At 61.8% G+C, this 19873-nt stretch carries 15 protein-coding genes; 11 read left to right on the top strand and 4 right to left on the bottom strand.

Annotated features, from left to right (window positions below; translation table 11 throughout):
- The first annotated feature begins 18 nt into the window (after nucleotides 1–18).
- From FYJ85_RS04090 to FYJ85_RS04070, 5 genes are all read left to right on the top strand, one after another.
- Nucleotides 19–5307 carry a fibronectin type III domain-containing protein gene (locus FYJ85_RS04090; protein ID WP_154417072.1) on the top strand — a complete coding sequence of 1763 codons (5289 nt, stop codon included), beginning with the start codon at nucleotides 19–21 and terminating at the stop codon, nucleotides 5305–5307.
- Nucleotides 5308–5548: 241 nt separating this feature from the next.
- The gene (locus FYJ85_RS04085) at nucleotides 5549–6571 is read left to right on the top strand and encodes an AAA family ATPase (protein ID WP_106053975.1); all 1023 of its coding nucleotides are present in this window, start codon (nucleotides 5549–5551) and stop codon (nucleotides 6569–6571) included.
- Between the two features lie 20 nt (nucleotides 6572–6591).
- Entirely contained in the window at nucleotides 6592–7479 is an 888-nt protein-coding gene (locus FYJ85_RS04080) for a DUF58 domain-containing protein (RefSeq protein ID WP_106053976.1), read from the top strand.
- A gap of 3 nt (nucleotides 7480–7482) precedes the next feature.
- Nucleotides 7483–8439, top strand: a complete 957-nt coding sequence (locus tag FYJ85_RS04075) for a hypothetical protein (protein ID WP_154417071.1) — start codon at nucleotides 7483–7485, stop codon at nucleotides 8437–8439.
- On the top strand, nucleotides 8436–9449 hold the full coding sequence (locus FYJ85_RS04070; RefSeq protein WP_106053978.1) for a vWA domain-containing protein: 1014 nt from the start codon (nucleotides 8436–8438) through the stop codon (nucleotides 9447–9449). The genes FYJ85_RS04075 and FYJ85_RS04070 overlap by 4 nt, the downstream gene beginning before the upstream one ends.
- A 284-nt stretch (nucleotides 9450–9733) precedes the next feature.
- On the opposite strand, the gene FYJ85_RS04065 is transcribed toward FYJ85_RS04070, so the two are convergent.
- Nucleotides 9734–11023, bottom strand: coding sequence for an autotransporter strand-loop-strand O-heptosyltransferase (locus tag FYJ85_RS04065; protein WP_154417070.1), 1290 nt, complete (start codon nucleotides 11021–11023; stop codon nucleotides 9734–9736).
- A 140-nt stretch (nucleotides 11024–11163) separates the two neighbouring features.
- Here FYJ85_RS04065 and FYJ85_RS04060 point away from each other — a divergent pair, with 140 nt between their 5' ends.
- The gene (locus tag FYJ85_RS04060) at nucleotides 11164–12534 is read left to right on the top strand and encodes a hypothetical protein (RefSeq protein WP_154417069.1); all 1371 of its coding nucleotides are present in this window, start codon (nucleotides 11164–11166) and stop codon (nucleotides 12532–12534) included.
- A gap of 32 nt (nucleotides 12535–12566) precedes the next feature.
- The gene (locus tag FYJ85_RS04055; protein ID WP_158704089.1) at nucleotides 12567–14138 is read left to right on the top strand and encodes a glucose-6-phosphate isomerase; all 1572 of its coding nucleotides are present in this window, start codon (nucleotides 12567–12569) and stop codon (nucleotides 14136–14138) included.
- A 59-nt stretch (nucleotides 14139–14197) separates the two neighbouring features.
- Here FYJ85_RS04055 and FYJ85_RS22940 read toward each other — a convergent pair whose 3' ends face one another.
- Entirely contained in the window at nucleotides 14198–14425 is a 228-nt protein-coding gene (locus FYJ85_RS22940) for a hypothetical protein (protein WP_206212964.1), read from the bottom strand.
- A 165-nt stretch (nucleotides 14426–14590) separates the two neighbouring features.
- Here FYJ85_RS22940 and FYJ85_RS04050 point away from each other — a divergent pair, with 165 nt between their 5' ends.
- Entirely contained in the window at nucleotides 14591–15688 is a 1098-nt protein-coding gene (locus tag FYJ85_RS04050) for an SEL1-like repeat protein (RefSeq protein ID WP_206212963.1), read from the top strand.
- A 4-nt stretch (nucleotides 15689–15692) separates the two neighbouring features.
- On the opposite strand, the gene FYJ85_RS04045 is transcribed toward FYJ85_RS04050, so the two are convergent.
- Nucleotides 15693–16268: a DNA-3-methyladenine glycosylase I gene (locus tag FYJ85_RS04045; protein WP_106054027.1), complete on the bottom strand. Its 576-nt coding sequence runs from the start codon at nucleotides 16266–16268 to the stop codon at nucleotides 15693–15695.
- On the bottom strand, nucleotides 16265–17287 hold the full coding sequence (locus FYJ85_RS04040; RefSeq protein WP_106054026.1) for a GntR family transcriptional regulator: 1023 nt from the start codon (nucleotides 17285–17287) through the stop codon (nucleotides 16265–16267). Before FYJ85_RS04040 ends, FYJ85_RS04045 begins: the two co-directional genes overlap by 4 nt.
- Before the next feature lie 160 nt (nucleotides 17288–17447).
- Between FYJ85_RS04040 and hlyD the strand changes: the two genes are divergently transcribed.
- The 3 genes from hlyD to FYJ85_RS04025 all read left to right on the top strand — a co-directional run bounded on the left by hlyD (nucleotide 17448) and on the right by FYJ85_RS04025 (nucleotide 19850).
- Nucleotides 17448–18443 carry a secretion protein HlyD gene (hlyD, locus tag FYJ85_RS04035; protein WP_106054025.1) on the top strand — a complete coding sequence of 332 codons (996 nt, stop codon included), beginning with the start codon at nucleotides 17448–17450 and terminating at the stop codon, nucleotides 18441–18443.
- A 12-nt stretch (nucleotides 18444–18455) separates the two neighbouring features.
- Nucleotides 18456–19085, top strand: coding sequence for a DJ-1/PfpI family protein (locus FYJ85_RS04030; protein WP_177996461.1), 630 nt, complete (start codon nucleotides 18456–18458; stop codon nucleotides 19083–19085).
- Between the two features lie 63 nt (nucleotides 19086–19148).
- The gene (locus FYJ85_RS04025; protein WP_206212962.1) at nucleotides 19149–19850 is read left to right on the top strand and encodes a DNA alkylation repair protein; all 702 of its coding nucleotides are present in this window, start codon (nucleotides 19149–19151) and stop codon (nucleotides 19848–19850) included.
- Nucleotides 19851–19873 lie beyond the last annotated feature (23 nt).

Genomic DNA, 19873 nt, shown 5'->3' with positions numbered 1-19873 from the left:
CAGGGGCTTTCTTTCGCAGTGAGTGACGATCTTCTTTCCGGTGACGTTTCGGTCACCCGTTATGAAAACGCTTCTCGGAATTTCACGACGCGCTCCGCCGCTTCCGGTCCGGCGCAACTGCCGGCCGGTTCCCTGCCCGATGCGCCCGCATGTTCAGCGCGGTTAGCTGCGGATGTCTCCGCCGCAGACGGCTTCTTTCCCGGTTCCGCCGGAGACGGGAATGTCCGGCGTTCCAGCGTACGGCCGGCGGGGCTGCCGGTTCGAATGGAATACTTCGATTCGGCGAAATGCGCGGACCTGATTCCGGTCGGCGAGCCGGTGGTTTCTTCCGCTGCGGCCGCGCCCGGTTACGACGTTCTGACGCCGGCCGGGGCGGAGGCGTCTTTCACCGTTGCGGCCGACTCCGTCTCCCGCTCCGCGGCCGGCGACGTGCTGCTGCCCGGCCTCATGCCGGAGGTCGAGTACATGTACGGCTGTTCTCCGACCGCGCTGGCCATGCTGCTCGGCTATTACGACCTGTACGGATACGATGACGCCGACTATTCGAACATCGTCGAAGGCGACGTCGACGTCCATTCGCGCGGCAGCGACGGCAATATCTACAATATGAATGAATTCGATTCTGTGCTCGGCCGGCTGGTCGCCTCGCGCGACTATGTCGAGCGCTTCTACGAGCGCGACGGCCGCGAAACCACGCCGGAGCAGGAACTGCCTTACACCTTCGTCGGCGGCGGCGTGGACGGCGGGGTCTCCCAGGTCGATATTTCGCTCTGGAACTGCCTGGCGGACTACCTCGGCACCGGCCAGTACTGGCGCGGCAATCCCAATACCGGCTCGACCTTCTATCTGGATGTGACGCTCAACGACATTCTTTCCTGGTATGAGACGGCGACTTTCAAAGGGGACGGCTACACCCGGGAGCTCGACCTGCGCTTCACCTCCTCCGTCTACGGCATCAACCTCTATGTCGAATCCCGCGGTTACTCGCTCGACGGCGACCGGACCGGCACCTTCTACGTGGACGGCTGCGGCGGCAGCTTCACCTTCGAGGACTACATGCGCGAGATCGATGCCGGGCGGCCGGTGCTGATCGGCACGACCAGCCACTCCATGGTCGGCTACGGCTACAACAAGGATACGCGCGAGATCATTTTCGACGACACCTACTTCAGCAATCAGCGCATGGCGTGGAATGGAATCTACAACTACGGCGGCAGCATGCAGCAGCTGATCGACATCACCGTCATCACGCTCGAGGGCGGCACGCCGGGCGGCTCCGCCGCCGGCAGGCTGGTCATCAGCAAAGCCTACAACGAGATGGTCGAGAGCGAGCGCGACGTGGTGGTCCGGGCCACCGGAAGCATCGTCGCCGACGGCCCGGCGGCGCTCCGGCTTCTCGCCGACAATTTGACTGTTACGCTTGAGGGCGGTTCGCTCTCCGGCACGGGGAGTTCCGGCAATGCGGCGATCAGCTTCGTCAATTCGACTGTGCCGGCCTCCGGGTCCGTTTTTTTCACGGGCGGAACGGTTTCCCTGTCGAGCCGTGCTTCCGGCGTCGGCTCCGCAGCCGGAATCGCCGGTTACGGCCTGACCGTCCGTTTCTCCGAGAGCGCGGCCGGCGCGGCCGGAATCAGCATCAAAGTCGGTGCCGGCACGGGTGCGGGCCGTTCCTACTACGGGATTCAGGCCGACGGCGGCATATTGAAGGTCAACGGGGATTTCGGAGGTGTGATCGAGGTTGACGGCGATCATACGGTCTTTTCCGCGATGCGTTCGGCGCAGAGCTATGTGCTTTACGGCGGCTCCGTCCAGATCGGCGGAAAGTTCGGCGGCACCCTCACTGCCCGGAGTTTGGCCAACTCCGCGGCGTCGGGGGAGATACTCGCCGATGCGGGGGCGACCGGTATTTTCGCGCGGGAATCCGTCTCAGTCACCGGCACTTTGAGCGGCTCCTGGATCGTCCGCGCGGCGGGCGGCAGCGACAATGCCGCTTCCGGCGGAACCGCGACCGCCACGGGGGTGCGCGGTTCGTGGATCGATATTTTCGCCATGGATGCGAAGATGGAGGTCCGGGCTGACGGGAGCGGAGTGAATTTCGGCGCCGTCGCTTCCGGCATTGACGCCGAGTTCACTTTGCGGCTCGACCGGTTCACCGGCAGCCTGAACGTGATCGCCCGGTCCGAAGGGGGAGAGGTGGGCGGAAATGCCTATGCCGTTTCCGGCAGGGAGATCATCGGAAACTTCGGCGGAACCGTCATCGCCAACGGTTCGGACGACTCCTGTGCGATCCGTGCGGAAACTTCCTTGCAGGCGACTGTGACCGGCACACTTTTCTCAGGCGCCTGGAACCGGCCGGACGAACTGCCGGCCAAGCTGCGGAATTTCAGAACCTACCGGAATGAACTGCTCGCGGCAACCCGTGACCGGTACGCGATTTCGGCCGGCGGCGACGCACAGCTCGCCTTTGACGGAACCGCACTGGTGCTCGGCGGCATCAGCATCGATTCCGGCAGTCTGAACTTCTCTGCCAATGCGAGCGTTTACGGCGATCTGGTCTCCGCCCGGAGCGTCAGCATGAATATTTCGCTCAGAAATACGCAGAGCAATCATGTTTTCCTCACAGCGGGGCAGGTCTCTTCAACGCTCGGAACCATCACGGTTGACGCAGACGGCGCGGATTTCGGCTCCTACACGCTGGTCGATTCGGCGGCTTATGCCGCAGAGTCGGTCACGCTTGCCGGCAGCTTCGGCAAAGTCGAACTTTCGGTCGGCGCCTCCCATGCCGTCGGCAATACGGTTTATACGCTGATTCAGGATGACACGCGGCTCCGGCTGAGCATCGAGAAGGGGAACGAGCCGGAGGATCCCGACGACCCCGGCAGTTCCGGGCTGGTCATGTCCGGCCGGCCTTCGGTCTCGGTGCGGAACGGCGTGGCGACGATCTCCTGGGAGCCGGCGACTGGAGAAGGCTCCGTTTACGGCTATTCGATCCGGGTCAATGAGAAGACGTATTTCTCCTCTTCGGAGCATTATTCGGTTGCCCTGGCATACGGCAATTACACCTGTTCGGTGCAGGCGATCGAGCGGGACGGAGGCAGGCGGAGCAAATGGTCGGAGGAGAAAGTCTTCATGGTCGGCGACACCGAAGCTCCTGTGCTGAGTTTCGACCCGTCGTCATCGGTGAACGGCAGCGAAGTCACGATCAGCTGGATGCCCGGCACCGACAACATAGGAGTCGAAGGATATCTGCTGAAAATCGGCGACCGGGAGTATTCGGTGAACGGCACGTCATTCACCGTGGCGCTCGGGGCCGGAGAGTACAGCTATACGCTCCGGGCGTTCGACGCCTGCGGCAATCTCAGCGAGCCGACGACGCCGCAGAGTTTCCGGATCGCCGACGTCGAATCTCCGGTTTTCGCGGACCTTCCGAACGTCTCCATCTACGGCAGAAGCTTCACGATCTCCTGGAAACCCGCCGAGGACAACGTCGGCGTCGCCGGATACGAGGTCACCGTCAACGGCGTCACCTATCAAACCGGGCTGGAGACTTCGTTCACGCTGTCCGGCCAGGCCGCCGGAGATTACAGCTATCAGGTCACGGCCCGCGACGCGGCGGGCAATGCCGCATCGACCGAACTCCGGAGCTTCACGCTGGAGGAGGGCGCGCCGGACCGCTATTTCCGGAAGCTCTCCGGAGAACTCTCCGCCGCCAGTCCCGCCGTTTCGTTCGGAAGCTTCCCGCTTCTGCCGGGATGGTACACGCTCGCCGGGGATTTTTCCGGGCTCAACGCGAAGATCTCCGTGGTGGACGAGCGCGGCAAGACGGTCGGCAGAGCCTCCGTGAAGAACGGTGTGCTGAATTTCAAAAAACCGCTGCTGCTCGACGGTGCCTGTTCGATTCGGGTCGACAGCTCCGACAAGGGGAAGAGTTCCGGCGACTTCTCGCTTGAGCTCTCCGGTTCCGTTTTCACGAAGGGCGACAACAGCGATGATGAAATCAGCCGGCTGACCGACGCGCACCGGATCACGGTGGGCGACACCGCCGGTTCGCTGATCTCCGGCGAATGGGTCGGTTACGGCGACGCGGTCGACTATCGCGCCGTGACGTTCGGGAACGCGGGGAAGTACGCCTTCAGCATCAATGCGACCGACGCTGCGAAGCTGACGGTGTGGACGCTCCGGCCGAACGGCCGGCTCAAGGCGTTGAAGAAAGTATCGGTCAAAGCCGGAACTTCGGGTGGAATCGCGGGTCTGCTGCTGGATGCGGGCACTTACTATCTTTCGGTCGAGTCGGCGAACGCGAAGAAGGGCGGCAGCGCCGACTACGACGTGAGCCTCGACGGCGTGAGCACGTTCTTCACGAAGGGCGACAACAGCGATGATGAAATCAGCCGGCTGACCGACGCGCACCGGATCACGGTGGGCGACACCGCCGGTTCGCTGATCTCCGGCGAATGGGTCGGTTACGGCGACGCGGTCGACTATCGCGCCGTGACGTTCGGGAACGCTGGGAAGTACACCTTCAGCATCAATGCGACCGACGCTGCGAAGCTGACGGTGTGGACGCTCCGGCCGAACGGCCGGCTCAAGGCGTTGAAGAAAGTGTCGGTCAAAGCCGGAACTTCGGGTGGAATCGCGGGTCTGCTGCTGGACGCGGGCACTTACTATCTTTCGGTCGAGTCGACGAACGCGAAGAAGGGCGGCAGCGCCGACTACGACGTGAGCCTCGACGGCGCGAGCACGTTCTTCACGAAGGGTGACAACCGTGACGACGACCCGGGTGCGCTGCCCGGGGAGTTCCGGACCGCGCTTGACGGAAACGGCGGCCGGCTGATCGATAACGGCTGGGTCGGCTACGGCGACGCGGTCGATTACCGGGAGCTGGAGGTAACCCGGGCCGGAGCCTACACCTTCACGCTCTCCGGCGCGGCTGACGCGGTGAAGCTGACGCTGTTCTCCGAAGATGAAACGGGTAAACGGCGGAAGCTCAAATCCGTTTCGGTGAAAAACGGCAGCGGTTCGATCGAAGCGCTGGAGCTCGGAACGGAACTGCGCTATCTGGCCGCCGTCGAATCGTCCACCGCGAAAAAGGGCGGCGGCACGGATTATTCGCTCGACTTCGCCTGCCTGCCGCCGTCGGCCTCGGCTTCGGCGGATCTGGACAGCTGGCGGAGTGCGTCGGTCGCGCTGGACTGTTACGAACAGCCGTCTCTGCCGGGTCCGGCGTCCGAACTGTCCGCGGCCGGTTGTTCGGCCGGTCTCGGCTGGTCGGACGAGACGAAAAAAGGGAACGGGCTGCTCGCCTGATTCCGGCCGGCAGGTGAAAACGCCGCGGGAGCCGGGGAGGGATGAAATGCCCTCTCCGGCTTCCGCGGCGTTTTCGGTCCGTGTTGCGCATATTCGCTCGCGCCGCCCGGCCTGTCCGGCCGTTCCTGCAAATTGTGATCAAAAATATGATTTCAGGGTTGACAAAAGTGCCTGAACCTTTTATGTTACCATATATGAAGGGTTCGATGGAGGAACACTTGCAACAGGAGGGGCTTTTACTATGGAGCAAAAGGATATCGAGAAATTCCAGGCCGAAGCGCAGGCGTGCGCCGAACCGCTCGGCAGGATCAAAATCGAAATGGGCCGGGTCATCGCCGGCCAGGATCAGCTGATCGACCGGCTGCTGCTGGCGCTGGTCGCGGACGGGCACGTCCTGCTCGAAGGCGTGCCGGGGCTTGCCAAGACGCTTGCCGTCAAGACACTCGCACAGACGTTGTCGGGAACTTTTTCCCGACTGCAGTTCACTCCGGATTTGCTGCCCGCCGACGTGATCGGCACGCGGATCTACAATGCGGAAACGCACGAATTTTCGACCCGCATCGGCCCGGTTTTCGCGAACATTGTGCTGGCCGACGAAATCAACCGCGCTCCGGCCAAGGTCCAGAGCGCTCTGCTGGAGGCGATGCAGGAGAAACAGGTCACCATCGCCGGCGAATGCTACAAGCTGCCGAAGCCGTTTCTCGTCATGGCCACCCAGAATCCGATCGAGCAGGAGGGAACCTATCCGCTGCCGGAGGCGCAGCTCGACCGGTTCATGTTCAAGATCGAAGTCGGCTACCCGAGCCGCAGTGAAGAGGGCGCCGTGGTCGAACGGATGGCGCGCCCGTCGCCGGTGATTGATGCGTCGCCGGTCGCCGCGCTCGAAGATATTCTGCGCGCCCGGGCGATGCTCGAACATGTCTATCTCGACGAGAAGATCATTCAATATATTCTCGACCTCGTCATCGCCACGCGCCCGGGTTGCCGGAAAGAGCTTTCGGAGCGTCAGGCCGGAGCCCGGCTCGATGAGCTGGACGGACTGATCAGTTTCGGCGCTTCGCCGCGCGCATCGATTGCGCTGGCGCTGGCCTCGCGTGCGGCCGCCCTGCTGGCCGGGCGCGCCTATGTGCTGCCGCAGGATGTCAAGGCGATCGCGCCGGACGTGCTGCGTCACCGCATCGTGCTCTCCTACGAGGCCGAAGCCGAGAACATCAACGCGGATGCGGTCATCACACGGCTCCTTGCCGAACTTCGGACGCCCTAGTCCGGGAGAGGAGAAGCCATATGCTGCCGCCTGAAATCGCCAAACAGATCCGGCTTCTCGAAATCCGAACGAACCGCACGGTCGATGAAATCACCGGCGGCGCGTACCGCAGCGCCTTCAAGGGGCGCGGTATCGAATTCGAGGAGGTCCGGGAGTACACCGTCGAGGACGATGTCCGGGATATCGACTGGAACGTCTCGGCCCGCATGGGTACGCCCTACGTCAAAAAATTCGTTGAAGAGCGCGAGCTTTCGGTTCTGCTGCTGGTCGACGTCTCCGCCTCCGGCGTGTTCGGTTCTTCGGAGCGCAGCAAACGGCGCACCGCGGCCGAGCTCGCTGCGATCCTCGCCTTCAGCGCCGCCCACAACGGCGACAAGGTGGGGCTGCTGATGTTCAGCGACCGGATCGAACTCTACGTTCCGCCGAAATCGGGCCGCAGCCACACCCTGCGGCTGATTCGGGAAATGCTTGCTTTCGAACCGGTTTCGAAGGGAACCAATATCGACCTTGCGCTGCGCGAGAGCGCGCAGCTGCTCAAAAAGCGCAGCGTTGTATTTCTGCTGAGCGACCTGATCGACAGTCAGAGCTACGAAGCGAGTTTGAAAATTCTGAATCGCAAGCACGACGTTATCGCCGTCGGGTTGCTGGACCCGACCGACACGCGGTGGCCGTCGCTTCTGCCGGTTGTGGTGGAAGATGCCGAAACCGGCCGGCAAATCCGGTTCGGCGGCGGGAAACGGGCGTTGAGAAAGCTCGACGAAGCGTTTGCTTCCGCCCGCCGTGCCCGGCAGGAGATCTGCCGCCGCGCCCGGGTCGACATGGTCGAAATCGGCAGCAACCGCGACGTTCTGCGCCCGATGGTCGAATTTTTCGCCAGGCGCCGCCGCCGCCTTGAAAGCCGGGGGTGAGCCATGAAACAGTTAGCGAAATGGTTTTTCCTTCTCTTCGGGGCGTTGATTTTCATCGGTGCCGCGGTTTACTTCTGCGGCTGGCTGCTGAGTCTGCGGGCAGGGGAAAGCGTCCTCATTCCTGAAACGGCGGCGCTCTCGGCGACGGCGGAAACCGAAGTCGGCGAGCCGGTGCTCGGTACGCTTCGTTTCGACCTGCCGCTGAGTCGTTCGGTTCAGGCGGCGGAGGTCAGGCCGGGCGATGGAGCCGTTCTCGCCGGGGCCGTCAGGATCGAGCGCGGAGCCTGGAAATTCACCCGGCAGGGCTGGAATGTGGTTTTCGATCTGCGCGCACTGCGGGCCGGAGAAATCGCGCCCGGGACCGTATTGCTTGAGCTTTCTGGTAAAACGCCGGAAACGGTCGAACGGAAAATTCCGGGCTTTTCCGCCAAGCTGGCGGCTTCCGTCCCGAACGGGGAACTGAAGCTTGCTGACGCCATCGCGATTGAGAAGCCGCCGCCGTGGGGCTGGATCGCGGCCGGAGCCGTGTTCGGTCTTGCCGTGCTGGCGCTGGTGATCCGGCTCATTCTGAACCGTCGCGTTCCGGAGCCGCCGCTCTGGGAGCGTACGCAGAAAGCGATCGGGCAACTGAAAACCGGACTTGCGTCCGGAGATGTCCGGCCGGAGCAGGGCTATATCCGGCTTACGGACTTTGTCCGAAGCTATCTTGAGGAGCGTTACGGGATTCCGGTTTCGACCCGGACGACGCCGGAGTTTCTGGCCGATGTCAACGGGCCGGATTCTCCGTTGCCGAAAGAGGAGCGCCCGTTTCTGCGGGAGTTTCTGGAAGCTGCCGACCGGGTCAAGTTCGCAGCGCTGGCGCCGGACCCGGAACTGCTGTCGGCGGCGCTTGAGAAAGCGGCGGCGCTGGTTGAGGCGACCCGTCCTGTCGACGAGGGGCGGAAAGGAGGCGGAAAATGATTGATTTCGCTTATCCCTGGCTGCTGCTTCTGCTGCTGCTTGTGCCGCTGATCGCTTACTACTGCGTGTTCCGGCAGAAACAGCCGTCGGTTACGGTTTCCACGGTCGAACCGTTTGCGACGGTTCGTGCCGCGCGCCGTCCCGGTTTTCCGCTCAGCTGCATGCTGCTTGCGCTCTGTGTGCTTATTGTCGCCCTCGCCCGTCCCCGGGCAGGTAACGAGAAGTTCCTGATCCGTTCGCAGGGGATCGACATTGTGCTTGCCATCGACCTTTCGGGTAGTATGGCTTCGTACGATGTTCCGCGCAACATCACTTCGGGGCGCGATCTGGTCAACGCCATCGAGGGCGGCCAGCTCAAGAACCGTCTGGAAGTCGCCAAGGAGGAGATTGCAAAGTTCATCGCGGAGCGTCCGAACGACCGGATCGGGCTGATCGGCTTTGCCGACGTCGCCTACAACCTTGCGCCGCCGACGCTCGATCACTCCTGGCTGCTGGCGCATCTTGCGAATCTGAAGCCTGGGATTCTCGGTGAGATGACCGGCATAGCGTCGCCGATCGGAACCGGAGTTTCCCGGCTCAGGAACTCTGATGCGCCGCGGCGGGTGCTCGTGCTTTTCACGGACGGCAGCAATACGGCCCGCAACAGTCTTACGCCGGAGCAGGCGGCGGAGCTCGCCAAAAAATTCGACATCATCATTCACACTGTTGGAATCGGCAGCAGCAATGCGTTTGCGATTGATCGCGGGCAGATTTTTCAGGTTGAAGACCAGTTTGACGAGAAGCTTCTGCGTTCTCTGGCTGAAATTACGGCGGGCAAATACTTCCGTGCCGCCGATGCTGACGGGATGAAGCAGGTGATGGACGAGATCAACCAGTTGGAAAAGACGACGGTGGAGCAGCCGCGGTACATGGAGTACCGTGAATACGCTCCGCAGCTTGCGCTTGCCGCATTGGCTCTGCTTATGCTTGCATTCCTTGCCCAGAGTACATGGAAACTGCGCCTGCCGTAGAAGTGGGGAGCGTTATGACATCAGGGGTTCGCATTTTAACAAGGGTTCGCGGCTCCGGTCAATCATGGTTGGCCGGGATTGCAACGCAATAGACCCTTTGGTCGCTCCGCGGCGTTCGCCGCATCGCTCACACCGGGCGAAGCACCGCAACTCCGTTGCGGATTTTTGCGCTGGGGCTTCGCCGGGTCAACCTGAGGCGCCGCCTCAGACTCCGCCAAGGGGCTCCGCGCCCCTTGGTACCCCGCCAGGATCGAAAGGCCCTGAACCCGGTCGCTTCGCTCCCCTTACGCCTGTCGGCGCTGGTAGGCCGGGATGCTCTTGATCGTGTTGATGACCTGTTCGGCCGAAATCAGGCGCGTACACTCGAAATGGCGGTCGGTCCCCCGGTGGCGCGGGCACCAGAGGAAATCGAAGTGGTCGAAGTCAACGCGCATATCGTTCCAGCAACTGTGGCAGGTGTGGTAGTTGATGACCCGGTACGGCGTCTGGAACTCGTTGGTCGGGTGTGTGAATCCCGAAATCATGACGACCGGAACACGGCATCCCCACGCGATCCACGAGAGCCCGCTCGAAAGTCCGATGAAGAAATCGGCGTCCTTGATCAGATCGACCCGCTCCTGGAGCGGCCGGTCGCCCGTGAAATCCTCGGTTCCATACGGAATCGTGTTATAGTTGATGCCGGTGCCGTGAACCTGCTCCCGGTCGATGCAGAGGACACGGTAGCCGCTCTCCTTCAGGAATTTCACAACCTCGATCCAGCCGCGCGGATTGTTCCAGTATTTCGCCTGGCTCGAACTCTGCGCCGCAATGCAGACATAAGGTTCCTTGATCCGGCGCGGCGCGGAGAGGTTGAAGCGCGGCGGAAGATCCGCCGGATCGACGTTCAGGATGTATCCGGCCGTCCGGTGCAGCCCGATGTAACGGAAATCGACCGGCTGGTGATCGACGTCGCCCCGGAAGAAGAGCCCCATGTAATAACAGGCGTAAGGACGATAATTTACAGTCTCGTCCGGGCCGATGAAGGTGATTTCCGGGTACTGGCCGCGGACAAGCGCGGAGATATGCGGCGCCATGACGCAGATGAGCCGGCATCTGTGTTTGAGCTGAAAGCGTTCGACATAGCTGAACCAGCCGATCGAATCCCCGATGGTGCCGACCGGGAGCTGGATCATGACCTCCCGGTTTTCGGCATTGTAGTCGTGTGTGAAAAGCGGCTCCGCGCCGCCTTTCGGGTAGATCTGGAGCCGGAACCGGATGAAGAATTTCTTCACACTGGTCACAAACGCCCCCGGAACTGTGTCGGCGCTGTACAGGATGATGCCGGTGTCGAGATCGGAAAATATCACCCGGTACTCTTTCCCGTTCTGCGGAAAAAGAATGCGGATTCCGTCGTTGAAGTCGAAACGGATTCCGTCGACGGCCTCCAGCACCGGAATTTCCGGCACTTTGCCGTAAATGCTTTTCTGCTGCGGCTGTTCCGGAACCGGCTGAGGCACGGAAACGGGAGCCGCCGGCTGTTCGATCGTGATCGGCGACGGAATATCATGATTGACGGAAAGTGATTCTGCGGGCATGGGCGTCTCCCGGTATCGTATTATCGTTTCATGGAAAAAGAACGGCTGCCGGTTAATAGAATAGCACCGGAAACCCGATTTTCAAGCCGTTCGCGGAAATAAGCTCCGGCCATTGACAAAAGCCGGAATGCAACTATATTATGATGACTGAATTTCTACGTGTGATCATCTGGAACCCGGGAGCCGTTGTGGCCGAAACAGAACAGAACCGGTTGAACCGGGCCCGCAGGGCGCTGGAACTTATGTTCGCCGTTCCCGGCAGGGACGGCAATCCGGAATTTGCCGCCGATTCCCTGCCGGCGCTGCTGGCCTCCCTCATGGCCGCCGCCGGAGAAGAACGCACGGCCGATTATGCGAATCACCTGTACCGGAGATTCGGCGACGGATCGCTGGAATCCCGGCTTTCCGCGCAGCTTTTCGACGTTTTCATCGCAAACCGGATTCTTCCGGCCGAACTCGAAAAGGAGGAACGGAGCCCGAACTGCCGGTTTCTGCTTGAAGCGGCGCGCGACCTTTGGATCGGCATTTCGGCGGCTGTTGCCCGCGCAGCCGCCGCCCGCGGCAGGATTTTTCCGGCCGCTCTCGATTTTCTCGCGGCGCTGCCGGTGCTGAAAGGGCGGAAGGAGTTCCAGCTCAGGCAGCTCGCCGCCATGATTCTGGCGGCGGACCGTTTCCGGCAGGCGCGCATGTTCCGCTATTTCAGAGGGGAGTTCCGCGAGGTCGTCTTCGATTCGGTCAAGCCGGTCGGCAGATTTTTCGGCTTCCCGAGCGTCCGTCTCCAGTTCAAGGATCATTTTCATAAGTTTGCGCTCGGGGAAAGCAACCTGCCGCTGCTGGTTTACAGTCTGCCCGGCTACGGCAAGACCAGCATGGTGCTCTCCTATGCGTATGCGGAGCCGAAGCTGGTCATCATTCTGCCCGATCCCGTGACGCTTGAGCGGGGATGGGATGAACTCATCGCGCCGCTCGCGGCACGGCCGGACCACCGGTTCGTGCTGTTTTTCGACGACATCGATCCGCGTGAGACCGACTGGTTCAGCTTCCGGACCAACGTCGGCGGCGCGTTTTCTCTTCCGCAGAACATCATGCCGGTCCTGTCGGCCAACTACGAGTTTCCGGCCAACATCCTGTCGCGCGGCAGGCGGATCAGCTTCCCGGTTTTCGATGAGCTCCGCTGCTGCGAGATGGTCGAGGATTTTCTTGCGACCTTCGGTGTGCGGCACCATCACCGCAATCTGATTTCGCAGATCGCTGCGGATTATACGGAGGAGTTCGGCCAGAAGAAATTCACCGAACTTTCGCCGCGCAGCCTGATCCGCTACCTCTCCGCCTACGAGCACGATCAGAACAAGCGGCGGACCATCATCGAACTTGCGTCAGGGCCGATGGTGACCCGGCCGGACGCCCAGCTTTTTTACGAATTCAACATCGACCTGATGCGCTCGCTCTACGGAGAGGAGTACATCAAACGGCTGCTCAAGCAGCGGCTCGATGATCTGAGTCACGGATAACACCCATTCACTAACCCATGAGGCCAGAAAAAATGAACAATTGGATCGAACGGAACATCGAATATACGCTCGTCGACGCGGAGAGTCAGTTCTCCATCGACTTCGCCGGCATGAAATTCTCGCCGGCGGAGCTCGATGCCCTTCAGCCGAAATTCGAACGCGCCGCCCGCGAGATGGGGCGCATCGAAGCCGGTGAAATCAAGAATCCGGACGAGAAACGCAAGGTCACCCATTTCTCGGACCGCAAGGTGTATCCGCAAAGCGAGCTTTTCGCCTCGGTCGAAGCGTTTGCCGAACAGGTCCGGTCCGGTAAGATCACCGGCGAAACCGGCAGGAAGTTCGAGGCGGTCGTTGTAAACGGCATCGGCGGCTCGGCGCTCGGTCCGCAGCTCATGCAGTTCGCGATCAACGGTCCTTACTGGAACGAAAAGACCGATGCCGCCCGCAACGGATATCTGAAGCTCTACTTCCTCGACAATACCGATTCGGCCGAGTTCGCGGATCTTTCGGAGGTCATGGACCCCGAGACGACGCTGCATCTGGTCATCAGCAAGTCCGGCGGCACGCAGGAGACGAAAAACAACATGATCGCGATGGAAGAGCTCTACGCCGCCCGCAAGCTCTCGTTCCCGAAGCATGCCGCCGCGATCACGATGAAGGGCAGCGAACTCGACAGGCACGCCCGCGGCAGCAACTGGCTGGCGGTTTTCGAGATGGCCGAGTCGATCGGCGGACGCACGAGCGAAACCAGCATCGTCGGCCATGTCCCGGCGGCGCTGACCGGCGTTAAGTTCGGCAGATTCCTCGAGGGCGCCTGCCGCATGGACGAGTGGACCCGCACCGCCGACCCGCGGAAGAATCCGGCCATGATGCTCGCCGCGATGTGGTATATCGCCGGTGAGGGCAAAGGCAATCGCAATATGGTGATCGTGCCGTATTCGGACCGCCTGATCCTGCTCTCGCGCTATATGCAGCAGCTGGTCATGGAGAGCCTCGGCAAGGAGCTCGACCTCGACGGCCGGGTCGTGCATCAGGGACTTAATGTCTTCGGCAACAAGGGCGGCACCGACGCGCACGCGTTCATCCAGCAGCTGAATGACGGCCGCGACGACTTCTTCGCGACTTTCATCGAAGTTCTGAAGGACGCCGAAAAGCTGCCGATCACCGATTCGACCGATATGGGGACCTACCTGCACGGCTTCCTCGAAGGGCTGTCGGCCGCGCTGCGCGGCAAGGGGCGGCAGATCATCACGATCCGGGTGCCGCAGGTGTCGGAGCTCGAGCTCGGCATGCTGATCGCGCTCTACGAGCGTGCGGTCGCGATCTATGCGGAATTCATCAACATCAATGCGTTCCACCAGCCCGGCGTCCAGAGCTACAAGCTTGCGGCGAAGGGAGTTCTCGCTCTGCGCGAAAAAGTCATGGCGAAGCTCGCCGAGCTCGGCGGCATCACCGGAACCGCGATTGAAATCGCGGAGAAGGCCGGCTGCCCCGACGATGCGGTCGAAGTCGGCGCGCTTCTCGACAAGGCGGCCGTGAACTGCCCGGCGGTATCGCGCAAGTTCTGCGAAAAATCGAACCAGTGGGTCTACACGGTCAAATAACCGGATACGGATTCATTCGAACAGGAAAGGTACTGCGGCTTCGTGTCACAGTGCCTTCTTTACCGAAAGGGGGAGGAATGCCAGGAAGAACGATATCCCTGAACGGTTCGGAACTGCCTCGACTTGCCGTAGCCGCCGGGTGCATGCTGGGTAGCGGTATGCTGCTCGGAGCCTTCCTGCTTTTCGGACGGGAGATTCATGACGATCTCCCGTTTTTTTTCAGAACGGGCGGGATGTTGCAGCTGTTGTATGCGTTGGCGGTCTTTCATGCCGCAAAAAAACTGCATTCGGCCTGTCCCCTCCTTTTCGGAATGGCTGCGTTGATTCCGTTGTGCGGCTTTCTTGCCGCAGTTCCGCTTCTGGTTCGGTCTCTCCGGGTCTTCCGGTTGTTTGAGATTTGTCCGTTCAAGGTGAGAGGCGGTATTGCGGTACGGGAGGAGGAATGCCGGAAGATGGAGTTGAAGACCGGCCCGGCCGGAATCACCGTGTTTCTGCTCGGAGAAGCCGTGCTGATCGCTCTCTTGACGCATGAGGTCATCCGTTTCCGTATTCTTGTCGAACAGAGGGAGGGAGTGAAGGCATTTGTTCTCGGCGACTACGGGCGTGCCGTCGAATTGCTGGGGCCGACCGCGTTGGATGCCGAAGATCCGGAATACGCCTCTTTTTACGGTGCGGCCCTGCTGCTGGCTCCGGGGGATTCCCATAATCCGAAGCGCGCAGTTTCCGTTCTGCAGCCGCTCATCGACCAGACGGCGATGGCCGCTTACGGTATGGCGATGGCACATCTCCGCGGTCTGGAGGTGCCTTATGATCCGGCCAGAGCTGTCGAATTGCTGGAGAAAGCGCTGGAGAAGCAATTGTTTCCGGCTGCTCAGGTCGATCTCGGGGCGGCGTATCTGCATGGTCTCGGTGTTCCGGCCGATCCGGAAAAAGGTTTTGAATTGATCAGGCAGGCGGCGGAAACCGGAAACGGGTTCGGGATACTGATGCTGGGCAGATGTCATGCCGGGGGCTGGGGCGTTCCGGCCGACCCGGTAAAGGCAGTCGAGTGCTATCGTCAGGCGGCGGAAGCGGGTTCTCAGGATGCGTTGTACGAACTGGGCAATTGCTTTTATTACGGATTCGGCGTTCCGCAGGACCGGAAGGAGGGATTGCGGCTGCTGAATCTCGCAGCCGGAAAAAATGTCGATATGGCCCTGAATCAGTTGGGGATCATTTATCTGGACGGCGACGGCGTAGAGCCTGATTGGGCGCGGGCTGAGCGGTATTTCCGGCAGGCTTCCCGACGGAGTAATCCGCTGGCCCTGACCAATCTCGGCAATCTGCTGCTGAGTCGTCCGGAGCAGGCGGAAGAGGGGTTCCGGTGCCTGGAGAAAGCTGCGGCACAGAATGAACCGCAGGCCGTCTGTTCGCTCGGAGTCTGCTATGCCGAAGGGATCGGAACGGCGAAGGATGCGGCGAAGGCGCTTGAATGTTTCCGCCGGGCCGAGGCGGCCGGAGTGGAGTGGGCCGCTGAAGAGATCAGGAAGCTGGAAGCCGCCGCGCCGTGAGGCTTCATTGTTGACCGGCCCGGCAGATGCAGCCGACGAGGTGGTCGTTCACGCAGCCGACCGCCTGCAGATGGGCATAGCAGATCGTGGTGCCGAAGAATTTGAAGCCTCGTTTCTTCATGTCTTTGCTGATCGCGTCGGACAGCGGGGTCGAAGCGGGGACCTCGCTCAGCGTTTTCCAATGGTTGACGACGGGCTTGCCGTCGGGGAGGAAACGCTTCAGATAAGCGCAGAAACTGCCGAACTCCTGCTGCAGTTCGAGGAACAGCCGCGCATTCGAGACGGCGGCGCGGATCTTTGCCCGGTTGCGGATGATTCCGGCATCCTGCATGAGGCGTTCGACGTCCGTTTCGGTGAAGGCGGCGACTTTGGCCGGGTCGAATCCGGCGAACGCTTTCCGGTAGTTCTCCCGGCGGCGCAGGATGGTGATCCAGCTCAGGCCCGCCTGGGCCGATTCGAGGGTCAGAAACTCGAACATCGTGTGGTCGTCGTCGACCGGGCGCCCCCACTCTTCGTCGTGGTAACGCTCATAAAGGGGATCGCCTTCGCACCAGCCGCAGCGCATCGGACTCTTTGTCATGCCCGCACTCCTTCCGCAGTCAGCAGTTTGCCCCGGACCAGCGTGCCGGAGAGCGCCGTTTCCCCGGCGCCGGCGATTTTTCCGGCGATTCTGCCGATTTCGGCCACCGGCTGCACGATCAGCGAGATTCCGTAGCGCAGCGGTTCGGCGTTGTCGGCAAACAGGAGCAGGTTCTCCCGCGGCGGAAAAACCCGCAGGGCCGGTTCAAGCAGGGAGCCGCTGTTCAGGACCACGGCGGTGTTGCCGTCGGCGCCGAACTCTTTTGCGGCGCGGCGGATCGCTTCGGTGCGCCCGGTGAGGGAGAGTGTGACGCGACGGAACGGAATCGCGTCGCCGAGAATATGGGCGATGCCGGCCTCGCGGGCCGCAAAGAGACCGCTTTCCGCCTCGGAGACGAAGAAAATCACCCGGTTCGCCCGGTGAAGAAGCGCGAAACGCCCGGCCTCTTCGCCGTCCGCCTGATGATCGCCGGAGACGAAGCGCACGCCCGGCGCATGAATCTGCCGGTTGATGGCGGTGACGGTCCGCCCCGCATCGGCCAGCATCCGGATCGCCTCCTGCTCCGCCTTCTCCGGGGAGAGCCAGATGCTCGAAGTCACTTCATCCTCAAGCAGCTGAAGCAGCAGCCGGTCGTTGAACTGTTCGATCGAGAGATTCAGCCCGCAGCCGTTCAGCGTTTCGTAAATCCCCTGGATGGTCTGGCCGAAATAGCAGTCTCCCGACCAGATCTTCCAGTCCTTCCGGATGACCAGCTTCACGCCCGCGACATTCCGCCCGGATCCGGCTTCGGGCGGCAGGAAGAACGACCCCTTGCCGGGACGCCGGACGACCAGCCCGGTTTCGACGAGATAACTCAGCGCCTTGTGGACGGTGGGGCGGCAGACGCCGTATTTCTTGCAGATTTCCCGTTCCGACGGCAGCCGGGCCTCTCCCGTCTTTTGAAATCCGAGCAGAAGATCTTCTCGAATCTGCTGGTAGATGGGTTTGATCGACCCGTTCCTGTCATCCTGCATGATCATATTGCCGTTTACGCTTCCTGTTTACCTTACCTTACCACTATAATTATGACACATCCCGGTTGGATTGTCAAGCCGGAAAGCGATTTTTTTCTTGAATAAACCGCCGGGCGGCGGTATTGTATACGCAGATCCGGCAGGAGGAGTTCGGAAGGAGGAGATCATGACCGGTTGGTGGAAAAGCAGATGGTTTTATATTGCCGTCGCCGTGATTCTCGTCGTCGGCGCGGCATGGGGCGTCGCTGCCTATCGGGAGCGAACGGTTCCCGATGTGATTACGCTGTACGGCAACGTCGATGTGCGGCAGGTCAATCTCGGATTCCGGGTCGGCGGGCGGATTGCGGAACTCGCCGTCGACGAGGGCGATCGGGTGAAGCCCGGGGACGTGATTGCAAAACTCGACAAGGCGACCTATCTCGCCGCGCTCAAGGCGGCCGAAGCGCAGCTTGCCCGGGCGAAAGCGGAGCTTGAAAAGCTGGAGAACGGTTCGCGCCCCGAGGAGATCGAGCAGGCTGCCGCCGCTGTCGAAATGTTCAAGGCGGCTGAGCGCAATGCCGTAACCGAGCATGAACGCAACACGGAACTGCTGGCGACGGACGCCGTAGCGAAGAAGGATTTCGATTCGACGCTGGCGCGGCGCGACGAGACGCGGGCGCAGGTCGAATATGCGACGGCGAAGCTGAAGCTTCTGAAGGCCGGTTTCCGGAAGGAAGAGATCGAGGCGGCGCGGGCCGAACGGCTGGCGGCGGAGGCCGAATTGCTCGGCCGGCAGACGGATTATGACGATACGGAGCTTACGGCTCCGAGCGGCGGAGTCATCCAGACCCGGGTGCAGGAACCCGGCGCGGTGACCGGTCCCGGCTCGGTCGTCTTCACTCTGACGCTCGACAAGCCGGTCTGGGTGCGCGCCTACGTTTCGGAACCCGAGCTCGGCAAAATCCGTCCCGGCATGAAGGTGACGGTGCGCAACGACTCCGAGGCGAAGGAGTACGAGGGGCGGATCGGTTTCATCTCTCCTGCGGCGGAATTCACGCCGAAAAGCGTCGAAACCGCGACGCTGCGGACCGATCTGGTCTACCGGCTGCGCATCATCATCGATGAACCCGGTGAAAATCTGCGGCAGGGCATGCCGGTGACCGTTACGATCCGGCTGGACTGAGGGGGCATGACCATGAAAACCGTTCTGTTCATCCTTCTCGACCGCTATGCGGACTGGGAGGCGGCTCCGCTGGCCTCGGTCATCAACCGGCAGCCGGGATGGCGGGTGCAGACCGTTTCTCCGGCCGGTTCGCCGGTTCGTTCTCTGGGCGGGTTCACCACCGTTCCGGAGGGCGCGGTTCCGGCGCAGCTGCCGCCGGATTGCGCCGGCGTGGTCCTGATCGGCGGCCTGTCATGGCGCACGGAGGCGGCCGGCGCGGCGGAGGCTCCGGTCCGTGATGCGGCGGCGCGCGGCATTGTGATCGGGGCGATCTGCGACGCGACGGTTTTTCTCGGGCGGATCGGTCTGCTGAACGATATGCCCCATACCGGTAATCTGCTCCCGGATCTGCAGGACTATGCAGGGAACGGCTATTCCGGAAGTTTGTTTTACCGGAACGAAAATGTTGTCCGGAGCGGCCGTCTCGTCACCGCCAACGGAACCGCCGCGATGGAATTTGCGCGGGAGATGGCCGTGGCGCTGGAACTGATGAGCGCCGAAGACGCCGCACGCTGGCACCGGCTGTTCACGCTCGGTTTCCACGCCGCTCCGGAGGATGCGTTCTGGTGGTTCGGCCGGATGAACTCCGGCGGGGAGTCCTGAGCAGATGCTCCGGCGGCGCGATCGGATCGGAAAGCCGGCTATTCCGGATCGGGAGGCGGGTGCGTGACGGCCGGTGAAATCACCATTCGGATGTCTGCCGCCGCGAATCCGGAGAAGGCGGCCGGCATGGCGCGCTTTTTCAAATGCGGTCCCGGTCAATACGGAGAGGGCGACCGTTTTCTCGGGCTTCCGAATCCGGCGGTGCGCGGTGTGGTCAGGAGCTGCCGTGATGCCATGCCGGAGGAGGCGTTCAAGCTGCTGCAAAGTCCGTGGCATGAGATCCGCCTTTGCGGGCTGCTGCTGCTGGTCCGTTGTTATTCCGGAGGTGACGAATCGGTCCGGGAGGCTGTATATCGCGGATATCTCGCGCATACGGAGCGGATCAACAACTGGGACCTGACGGACCTTTCCGCGCCCGGCATCGTCGGGGAGCATCTGCTGAACCGGAGCCGTGCCCGGCTTTACAGGCTGGCGGCCGGCTCTCTCCTCTGGGAACAGCGCATTGCGATGGTTTCGACCCTGACTTTCATCCGGCACGGCGATTTTGCCGATACGCTGAAGCTTGCGGAGCTTTTCCTGCCGCACCGGCACGATCTGATGCATAAAGCGACCGGCTGGATGCTCCGTGAAGTCGGCAAGCGCGACCGCGCGGCGCTGACGGAGTTCCTGAACCGGCATAAATCCGCCATGCCGCGCACCGCTTTGAGATACGCCATCGAACACTATGACGATGCGGCCCGGAAAGAATTCCTGTCCTTTCCGTAGAAATGCGCCGCCGCCCCCCGCGG

Source organism: Victivallis lenta, from assembly GCF_009695545.1.
In the GTDB taxonomy this organism is placed as follows: domain Bacteria; phylum Verrucomicrobiota; class Lentisphaeria; order Victivallales; family Victivallaceae; genus Victivallis; species Victivallis lenta.
This window is presented reverse-complemented; position numbering and strand designations above follow the sequence as displayed.

Excerpts from the sequence above, each read along its gene's own strand:
- FYJ85_RS04030 (WP_177996461.1), top strand. The coding sequence starts at position 18,456 with ATGAAAACCGTTCTGTTCATCCTTCTCGACCGCTATGCGGACTGGGAG.
- FYJ85_RS04075 (WP_154417071.1), top strand. The coding sequence starts at position 7,483 with ATGAAACAGTTAGCGAAATGGTTTTTCCTTCTCTTCGGGGCGTTGATT.
- FYJ85_RS04060 (WP_154417069.1), top strand. The coding sequence starts at position 11,164 with ATGATGACTGAATTTCTACGTGTGATCATCTGGAACCCGGGAGCCGTT.
- FYJ85_RS04085 (WP_106053975.1), top strand. The coding sequence starts at position 5,549 with ATGGAGCAAAAGGATATCGAGAAATTCCAGGCCGAAGCGCAGGCGTGC.
- FYJ85_RS04040 (WP_106054026.1), bottom strand. The coding sequence starts at position 17,287 with ATGATCATGCAGGATGACAGGAACGGGTCGATCAAACCCATCTACCAG.
- FYJ85_RS04045 (WP_106054027.1), bottom strand. The coding sequence starts at position 16,268 with ATGACAAAGAGTCCGATGCGCTGCGGCTGGTGCGAAGGCGATCCCCTT.
- hlyD (WP_106054025.1), top strand. The coding sequence starts at position 17,448 with ATGACCGGTTGGTGGAAAAGCAGATGGTTTTATATTGCCGTCGCCGTG.
- FYJ85_RS04070 (WP_106053978.1), top strand. The coding sequence starts at position 8,436 with ATGATTGATTTCGCTTATCCCTGGCTGCTGCTTCTGCTGCTGCTTGTG.
- FYJ85_RS22940 (WP_206212964.1), bottom strand. The coding sequence starts at position 14,425 with ATGCAGTTTTTTTGCGGCATGAAAGACCGCCAACGCATACAACAGCTG.
- FYJ85_RS04065 (WP_154417070.1), bottom strand. The coding sequence starts at position 11,023 with ATGCCCGCAGAATCACTTTCCGTCAATCATGATATTCCGTCGCCGATC.
- FYJ85_RS04080 (WP_106053976.1), top strand. The coding sequence starts at position 6,592 with ATGCTGCCGCCTGAAATCGCCAAACAGATCCGGCTTCTCGAAATCCGA.
- FYJ85_RS04050 (WP_206212963.1), top strand. The coding sequence starts at position 14,591 with ATGGAGTTGAAGACCGGCCCGGCCGGAATCACCGTGTTTCTGCTCGGA.
- FYJ85_RS04055 (WP_158704089.1), top strand. The coding sequence starts at position 12,567 with ATGAACAATTGGATCGAACGGAACATCGAATATACGCTCGTCGACGCG.